At 73.3% G+C, this 7,648-nt stretch carries 8 protein-coding genes; 6 read left to right on the forward strand and 2 right to left on the reverse strand.

What is annotated here, in order from left to right; all coding sequences use genetic code 11:
• A partial coding sequence (locus tag E1295_RS45950) for a helix-turn-helix domain-containing protein (RefSeq protein WP_132641380.1) occupies positions 1 to 361 on the reverse strand: 361 nt, incomplete at its 3' end.
• Between the two features lie 142 nt (positions 362 to 503).
• On the opposite strand from E1295_RS45950, the gene E1295_RS45955 reads away from it, so the two are divergent.
• Positions 504 to 1,583, forward strand: a complete 1,080-nt coding sequence (locus E1295_RS45955; protein WP_132641382.1) for a serine hydrolase domain-containing protein — start codon at positions 504 to 506, stop codon at positions 1,581 to 1,583.
• Positions 1,584 to 1,814: 231 nt separating this feature from the next.
• Positions 1,815 to 3,041 carry an MFS transporter gene (locus tag E1295_RS45960; RefSeq protein WP_220449237.1) on the forward strand — a complete coding sequence of 409 codons (1,227 nt, stop codon included), beginning with the start codon at positions 1,815 to 1,817 and terminating at the stop codon, positions 3,039 to 3,041.
• Positions 3,042 to 3,097: 56 nt separating this feature from the next.
• Here E1295_RS45960 and E1295_RS45965 read toward each other — a convergent pair whose 3' ends face one another.
• Complete coding sequence (locus E1295_RS45965; protein WP_166427751.1) at positions 3,098 to 4,342, reverse strand: heparan-alpha-glucosaminide N-acetyltransferase domain-containing protein; 1,245 nt, start codon at positions 4,340 to 4,342, stop codon at positions 3,098 to 3,100.
• Positions 4,343 to 4,663: 321 nt separating this feature from the next.
• On the opposite strand from E1295_RS45965, the gene E1295_RS45970 reads away from it, so the two are divergent.
• The 4 genes from E1295_RS45970 to E1295_RS45985 all read left to right on the forward strand — a co-directional run.
• Complete coding sequence (locus E1295_RS45970; protein WP_132641388.1) at positions 4,664 to 5,230, forward strand: hypothetical protein; 567 nt, start codon at positions 4,664 to 4,666, stop codon at positions 5,228 to 5,230.
• 27 nt (positions 5,231 to 5,257) lie between these two features.
• Positions 5,258 to 5,971 carry a two-component system response regulator CseB gene (cseB, locus tag E1295_RS45975; protein ID WP_132641390.1) on the forward strand — a complete coding sequence of 238 codons (714 nt, stop codon included), beginning with the start codon at positions 5,258 to 5,260 and terminating at the stop codon, positions 5,969 to 5,971.
• 29 nt (positions 5,972 to 6,000) lie between these two features.
• The gene (locus E1295_RS45980) at positions 6,001 to 7,230 is read left to right on the forward strand and encodes a sensor histidine kinase (RefSeq protein ID WP_132641392.1); all 1,230 of its coding nucleotides are present in this window, start codon (positions 6,001 to 6,003) and stop codon (positions 7,228 to 7,230) included.
• A 15-nt stretch (positions 7,231 to 7,245) separates the two neighbouring features.
• Positions 7,246 to 7,648 (forward strand): YybH family protein (locus tag E1295_RS45985; RefSeq protein ID WP_132641394.1); only part of this gene is annotated, 403 nt, incomplete at its 3' end.

The following is a 7,648-nucleotide window of genomic DNA, read 5'->3' on the forward strand; positions in this document are numbered from 1 at the left end:
GGGCCGGCACCGCCCACCGCCGTGGCGGCCCCTCCGTCGGCCCCTCCGGAGGGTCTGACGGTGGGGCGGCTGCCGGAGCGGCCGCGGCGCCGGCGATGGCGGCGCGGGCGTCCGCCCAGGCCCGCGCCTGCTCCTCGTCGAGGCCACAGGCCCGGACGAACGCCACGAGCACCTCGTGCCGGGGCAGCCGGTTCCTGCCGAGCATGGTGGAGGCGGTGGAGGAGGGCAGCACGTCCCCGGCGGCGGACGCGCGGCGTTCGAGCTGCCGGAAGCTCTGGCCCGACCAGGCCTTGAGCCGGCGGAGTTCCTGCATGAAAGCGGCCTCGCCGGTGACCGGTGGCGGCGGTGGTGTGGTGGTCATGATCGGCTCCTGTCGATCTGCGGGTGCGGGTCCGGGACGCTGACCTGGACGTACGGTGTCCCGTACGAACCCGGACATCCCGACATGTTGATCAGTCCTGGCGGCGCGGGTCAACTGGTGCCTTCCGATCGCTGGAGGCCCCATGCGTACAGGTGCGCTGCTGTTGCTCGTGCTCGCGATGACCGCGTGCTCGCCCGCCGCCGACGAACCGATATCCGACTTCCTGGCCAGGACGCTGCCCGAAGGGCCGGGCGGCACGGTCATCGCGGCGCGCGGCGACCGCATCGTGGACTGTGAGGGCTTCGGCCTGGCCGACCGCGCCGCCGGGAGCCCCGCGACCTGCGACACGGTGTACGACGTCATGTCCATCACCAAGCAGTTCACCGCGGCCGCGATCCTGAAGCTCGAGACGATGGGCAGGCTGCACACCGGCGACCCGATCAGCGTCCACCTCGGGAAGGTCCCGCCCGGCAAACAGGGGATCACCGTGCACCACCTGCTCACCCACACGGCGGGCCTTCCCGAGTCACTGGGCGACGACTACGAAGTGCTGTCGCGCGAGGGCCTGCTGGCCCGGGCGCTGGCCTCCGCACCGCTGTCGGCCCCCGGCGAACGGTTCCACTACTCGAACGCCGGCTACAGCGTGCTCGCCGCGATCATCGAGAAGGTCTCCGGCCTCGGCTACGAGGAGTTCCTGGCCGAGCACCTGTTCGCCCCCGCCGGGATGACCAGCACCGGGTACGTGCTGCCCCACTGGGACCGCAGCCGGGTGGCTGTGGAGTACGACGCCGGCGGCCGCGCGAAGGGCCGGCCCGACGAACATCCGCGAGCGCCGGACGGCCCCTACTGGAACCTGCGCGGCAACGGCGGCATGCTGTCCACCGCCCGCGACATGTTCCGCTGGCACCGCGCGCTGATCGGCGACACCGTCCTGCCCGGCGGTGCCAAGGACAAGCTGTTCACCCCGTACGCGCCGATGCCGGACTCCGGCGAGTCGTACGCGTACGGCTGGAGCATGCTCGACACCGGCGACGGCCGGATCGCCTGGCACGACGGCGGCAACTCCTGGTCGCTGGCGTCGTACGCCAGGTCGCTGGACGACGGCGTGATGACGTTCTGGGTCAGCAACCACGCCTACCGCGACTCCCGGTGGAACCTGGAGGACGTGCAGGAGGATCTGACGCTGGGCATCCTGGACCGGGCCCGCGCCGCAGCCGCGTGAACCCCGGGCCGTCGCCGGGGCCCGCTTTCGCGGCCCGTCGAGGCGACCGGTCAGTTTTCGAGAAGCATCGCTCTCATAGCCACCCATAACCTGATGACCATGCACATCACGGCTCACACCACCTGCATTCCGCACGACCCGGCGAGCCCCGCGCTCCGGCGGACGGCCTCGCGCCGCGTCCAGGACCCGCGCTGAGCCGATCCGCCGCTCATGGTCTCGCACGCGCCTTCCGTGCTCCGACGTCTCGTCCCCGCCGCCTACCGGCCGGTGCTCGCCCATCGGGTGTTGCGGCGGCTGATCCTCGGCTTCGCCGTCTCCTGTCTGGGGGACGGCATGAGCTTCGTCGCCGTGGCGTGGCTCGCCATCGAGCTCGCTCCGCAGGCGAGCGCCGGCCTGTGGGTCGGCGGCGCGGTGGCCGCGTACACGATGCCGGGCATCGTCGGCGCGCTGGTGCTGGGCCGGCGCCTGCGCCGGGTGCCGGCCGGTCGCGTGCTGCTCGCCGACAACGTGGTGCGCGGCGTGTTCCTCGGCGTCGTACCGCTGTTCTGGCTCGCGGGGCTGCTCAGCCTGCCGCTGTACGTCGCGCTGCTCGCGGTCTCGTCCCTGCTGCACGCGTGGGGCAGCGCGGCCAGGTACACGCTGCTGGCCGAGTTGCTGCCGGGCGAGCATCGGCTCGCCGCGAACACCCTGGTCGGCTCGATCGAATTCGCCGCCACGATCGCCGGGCCGGCGATCGCGGGGGTGCTGGTGACGTACGTGAGCACGGCGCTCGTGATCGGCCTGGACGCCCTCACCTACGTCTTCCTCGCCGTGGTCGTGCTGCGCATCCGCCTGCCCGGATCGGGGCGGGTCTCCCCCGTCGACCGGACGGCCGCCCGCGGCGGGTTCGCGCTGGTGCGCTCCCATCCTGAGCTGCTCGGGCTGCTGACGCTCACGTGGTTCTTCAACCTGCTGTACGGCCCGGTCGAGGTGGCGCTGCCGCTCCACGTGACCCACGACCTGGGAGCGCCGGGCACGCTGCTCGGCCTGTACTGGATGGTGTTCGGCGTCGGCGCGGTGTGCGGCGCGCTGGCCGTCGGCGCGCTGCGGCGGCTGCCGCTCTGGCCCGTGACGGTCGCCATCGTGCTCGGCTGGGGAATGTTGCTGCTGCCGTTCGGGTTCGGCGCGCCGACGGCCGTGACCGTCGTGTGCTTCGGGCTCGGCGGCGCCGTCTACGGGCCGTTCGTGGCGCTGTCGGTGACGCTCATGCAGGCCAAGGCGCCGCCGGAGCACCTGGCCGCGATGCTGGCGGCCCGCAGCGCGGCGCTGCTCACGGCGGCGCCGCTCGGCACCGCGCTGGGCGGTCCTGTCACGACGGCGCTGGGCCCGCAGGCGACGCTCGGCGTCTCGGGGCTCGCCACCGTCGTGCTCGGCGCCCTCGCCTGCGTGCTGTTGCGGGCCCGGCGCCGCGGGCGGTGAGCGGGCGGCCGGACCGGGAGCGCCGGGCGCCCCGGTGCCGACCGCACGCGCGCCGCCTACGCGCCCTTGTGCCTGGCCGTCGCCGGGTCGCGTACGACCATGACGGTGACCCGGTGCACCAGCCATTCCAGCGGCCCGCGCCGGATCCACCGCCGCCACAGCGGCGAGAAGACGAGGGCGAAGACGAGCATGCCGGCGAACAGGGTGAAGGCGTAGGGCGGGTCGCCGGCCGTCCGCTCGATGACGACCTGGTGGGCGGCGTACCACGTCAGCGACAGGCTTCCCGCGGCGGTCAGCGGCAGCAGCGCCCGCTGCCAGCCCGGCCGCTCCAGCAGCGTGAGGAACCCGGCCAGCAGCAGCAGGCCGACCCCGACCATCATGGGCGCCATCGGGATGCTCAGCGCGTACAGCTGGTGCGGCGGCAGGGTCAGCACCGACGTCCACGGCTGCACCATCGGCCCGCCCGCGGACTTCATCATGTCCGCCAGCGCCTGCTCGGCGCCCAGCGGGACGAGCGCCACCCACGACACCAGCCAGGCCACGGCCACGAGCAGCGCGCCGCAGCCGGCCATCTTCGCGCGTACGGCGCGGCTGCGCAGGTCGAGCCGTCCGATGGCCAGCCCGGCCAGCAGCAGCGGGATCGCGTACGGCGTCTGGAAGCCGCCGCCCAGCAGCAGCTGGTGCAGCTTGGCGAGCCAGTCCTGCGGGTTGACCAGCACCGCCAGCCCGAAGGCCGGGTCGGCTCCGGCGCTGTTCATCGGGGAGATGGCCCAGGTGCGGCCGTAGTTGAGCACGGTGAAGCAGAAGACGGGGAGCACGGCCCCGAGGACGCCGGCGGCGGCCAGCAGCGTGCCCGGCCGCAGCCGTACCAGCGGGATCAGCAGCAGCAGCCACACGGCGTAGAACTCGAGGATCGACAGGTTCATGCCGGACGCCTGATCCACGCACAGGCTGATCAGCCACAGCATGACCGCGCGGACGGCCAGCCGCTTCCTGGCCGTCGACAGCCGGTCGCCGTCGAGCGGCGCCGGCCCGCCGGTCATGAGCGCCACCGAGATGCCGGCCATCAGCACGAACAGGCTCATCGAGCGGCCGGAGACGGTGTGCTCGATCCAGTCGAGCACACCCGGCTTGTCCGGCATGGGAGCCGGGCTCAGCCAGCCGGTCGGGCTGACGTGCATGTAGACCATGCCGACGATGGCCAGCGCCCGCACGGCGTCCAGCCCCAGCCACCGCCCCCGCGGGGGCCGGGAGCGGACCGTCGGCTGAGCGCCCGGGGGGGCGTCATGGGGAACGTCCACGGGATGGTTCATTTCTGGTTGGCCTCCCAAGACAGGGGCATGGTCCCGGCTTTCTCCGCCTGCTCGGCGAACGTTTCGATGTCTTTCTGAATGCGTCACGGAATTTCTCGGCAGGTGAGCGTCCGCGGCTTGTCCGCAGAGTGCTTCCCGGCCGTCGTACCGGCCCTGACGCGCAGGCCGGTACGGCATTCGGCTCCGTGGCGGAGCACCACGGCGTCCACCGTAAAGGCGGTCGCCGTCGATTCATTTCCGCTTTCACATCGAAATGCCAGCGGTAATCCATAGGTCTTGTAACAATGCGCGGCAGGTATTATCTGCGGCATGTCGCTGAGAAAACCGCTCGCCGTCGCGGGCGCCGTGCTGTGCGGGCTGGCCCTGGCCGGGTGCGGGATCGATCCGCGGGTGCGGGTGGAAGGGCGGCCCAGCCAGGGCACGGCCTCCCCCACGCCGGCGCAGACGGCCGTCGGCAGCCCGTCCGACCTGGACGGGATGCGGATGCTGCGCGAGGATCCGCGCCTGGGCACGCAGAACACGGCCGCGATCAAGCGGTGCGAGCACGGCAGGTTCCCCGTCCACGCCGAGGAGATCTCCCTGTCCGCCGACTGGGGGCACGTCGACCTGGTGGCCGTCACCGTCTACACCTGCCCGGGCCGCAGCTGCGGATATGAGGGCACCCGTGGCACCTACGTCTACCGTCTCGCCGGAGGGCAGCCGGACCGGCGCGTCTACGCCCACGAGGGGGCGGGCAGCCGCGTCGAGGTCCGCGACGCCGCCCTTGTGCTGGTGCGGCCGGAGTACCGGCCGGGCGACGCCGCCTCCTGCCCGACCTCGACGAGGGAGACGCCGCTGCGCTGGAGCGGCCGCGCGCTCGTCCTCGACGGCGCGTGAGACGACACGAAGATGGACAGGAGTTTCATGGACGCGAGCCAGGCCCCGCACGTGCTGTTCGTCGAGGACGACGAGGTGATCCGGGAAGTGACCCAGCTGACCCTGGAACGCGACGGCCTGACGGTCACGACCGCCGCCGACGGAATGGCGGGGCTGGAGTCGTTCCGCGCCCGCACGCCCGACGTGGTGCTGCTGGACGTGATGCTGCCCGGCATGAACGGCGTGAGCCTGTGCCGGCGCATCCGCGAGGAGAGCCTCGTCCCGGTCATCATGGTGTCGGCCCGCGACGACGCCGTCGACGTCGTCGTCGGCCTGGAGGCCGGTGCCGACGACTACGTGACCAAGCCCTTCGACGGCTCGGTGCTCCTGGCCCGCATCCGCGCGGTGCTGCGCCGCACCACTCAGGACCGCACCCCGCAGGGCGGCGCTCCCGCCGGACGGCGGGCCCGCCCGCTGCGCTTCGGCGACGTGGAGATCGACGTCGACGGCATGCGGGTGCTGCGCGGCGGCAGGCCCGTGGCGCTCACCCCGACCGAGATGCGGCTGCTCCTGCGCTTCGCCGAGTCGCCCGGCGTGGTGCTCAGCAGGGAGGTGCTGCTGGAGAGCGTGTGGGACTACGCCTACGGCGGCGATTCCCGGCTGGCCGACATCCACGTGCAGCGGCTGCGCACCAAGATCGGCGGGGACCGCATCGAGACGGTGCGCGGCTTCGGCTACAAGCTGCGCGCGGAGGGCGAGTGAGGTTCCCGCGCACGAGGGGGCCACGGCGGATGAGCCTGCGCTGGAAGATCAGTGCCACGGTCGCCGCGGTCAGTGTCGTCGTGGCGGTGGCGCTGAGCCTCATCGTCCACCTCGCCTACGCCCGCAAGCAGGCCGACGACGCCCACCGCCTGCAGTCCGAACGCATCCAGCTGCTGCTGCGCGAATATCACCGCGGCAGCCAGCCGGCCTTCGGCAGCCGGCTCGACGACCCGGCCGTGCCCGCCGACCTGCGGGCGGCGGTGCGCGGCGGGAAGGTCGCCACCGCGCTGCGCCAGAACTCCGAGGGCACCTTCATCTGGGCGGCGGCCGGCACCGGCGAGCACGTGCTGTCCCTGCGCTCCGACTACCGGGACAGCCTCGACGACCTGGCCGCGCTCGACCGGGTCCTGCTGCTCGGCTCGGCCGCGGTCGTCGCCGGCGGCACCCTGGCCGGGATCGCGATCGGCGCGCGGCTGTCGGAGCGGCTACGCAGGGCCGCGACCGCCGCCCGGCACGTCAGCGCCGGCGACCCCACCGTCCGGGTGGGCGCGGCGATCGGCGGCCGCTCCCACGACGAGGCCACCGAGCTCGCCCACGCCGTCGACGCGATGGCAGGGGCCCTGCAGGCCCGCCTCGAAGCCGAACGCCGGGTCACCGCCGACATCGCCCACGAGCTGCGCACCCCGCTGACCGGCCTCACCACCGCCGCCGAGCTGCTGCCGCCCGGCAGGATGACCGACATCGTGCAGGAGCGCACCAAGGCCCTGCGCGCCCTCGTCGAAGACGTGCTGGAGGTCGCGCGCCTCGACACCGCCACAGAGCGCCCCGCCCTGTCCGACGTCGCGCTCGGGGAGTTCACCACGCACCGAGCGGCTGCGCTCGCGCCGGACGCGCAGGTCGTGGTCCACACCGGCACCGTCGTGGCCACCGACCCGCGCCGGCTGGAGCGCATCCTGGCCAACCTGCTCACCAACGCCACCCGGCACGGCCGGCCGCCGATCACCGTCGTCGTGGACGGACCCCGCCTCACCGTCCGCGACCGCGGCCCCGGCTTCCCCGGCCACCTGCTGCGCGACGGGCCGGCCCGGTTCCGCAAGGGCGGCGACCGCACCACCCCCGGCCACGGCCTCGGCCTGACCATCGCCGCGGGCCAGGCCGCCGTGCTCGGTGCCCGGCTCACCTTCGCCAACCCGCGGGACGGCGGCGCGCTGGCCACCCTCGACCTCGCCCCCGCCGCCGGCGGCGGCCCCTCCCGGTGATATGATCATTACGTCATGAACGCTCATGACCCTTCACAGCCTCAGGTCGTGCCCGCGGGCGACCCCGCCGACGCCGCCGCCCGTTTCGTGGCGGCCATGAACGACGGCCACCCTGCGGCCCTCGGCCACGTCTACGAGGACGACGCCGTGCTCGTCCCCGTCCCCGGCCATCCCGTCACCGGCGCCGGCCTCCTGGCCGCCAACGAGCACCTGCGCAGCTTCGGCCTGCCGATCGAGGCGCGTCCCCGACACATGTACGTCGCCGGCGACATCGCCCTGCTCATCGTCGACTGGTCGATGCGCGGCACCGCGAAGGACGGCAGCGAGATCGACCTGTCCGGCACGGCCACCGACGTCGTCCGGCGCGGCCCGGACGGCCGGTGGCGCTACGTCATCGACAACCCCCACGGCACGGCCT

It is taken from the genome of Nonomuraea mesophila (assembly GCF_004352805.1).
Classification (GTDB): domain Bacteria; phylum Actinomycetota; class Actinomycetes; order Streptosporangiales; family Streptosporangiaceae; genus Nonomuraea; species Nonomuraea longispora.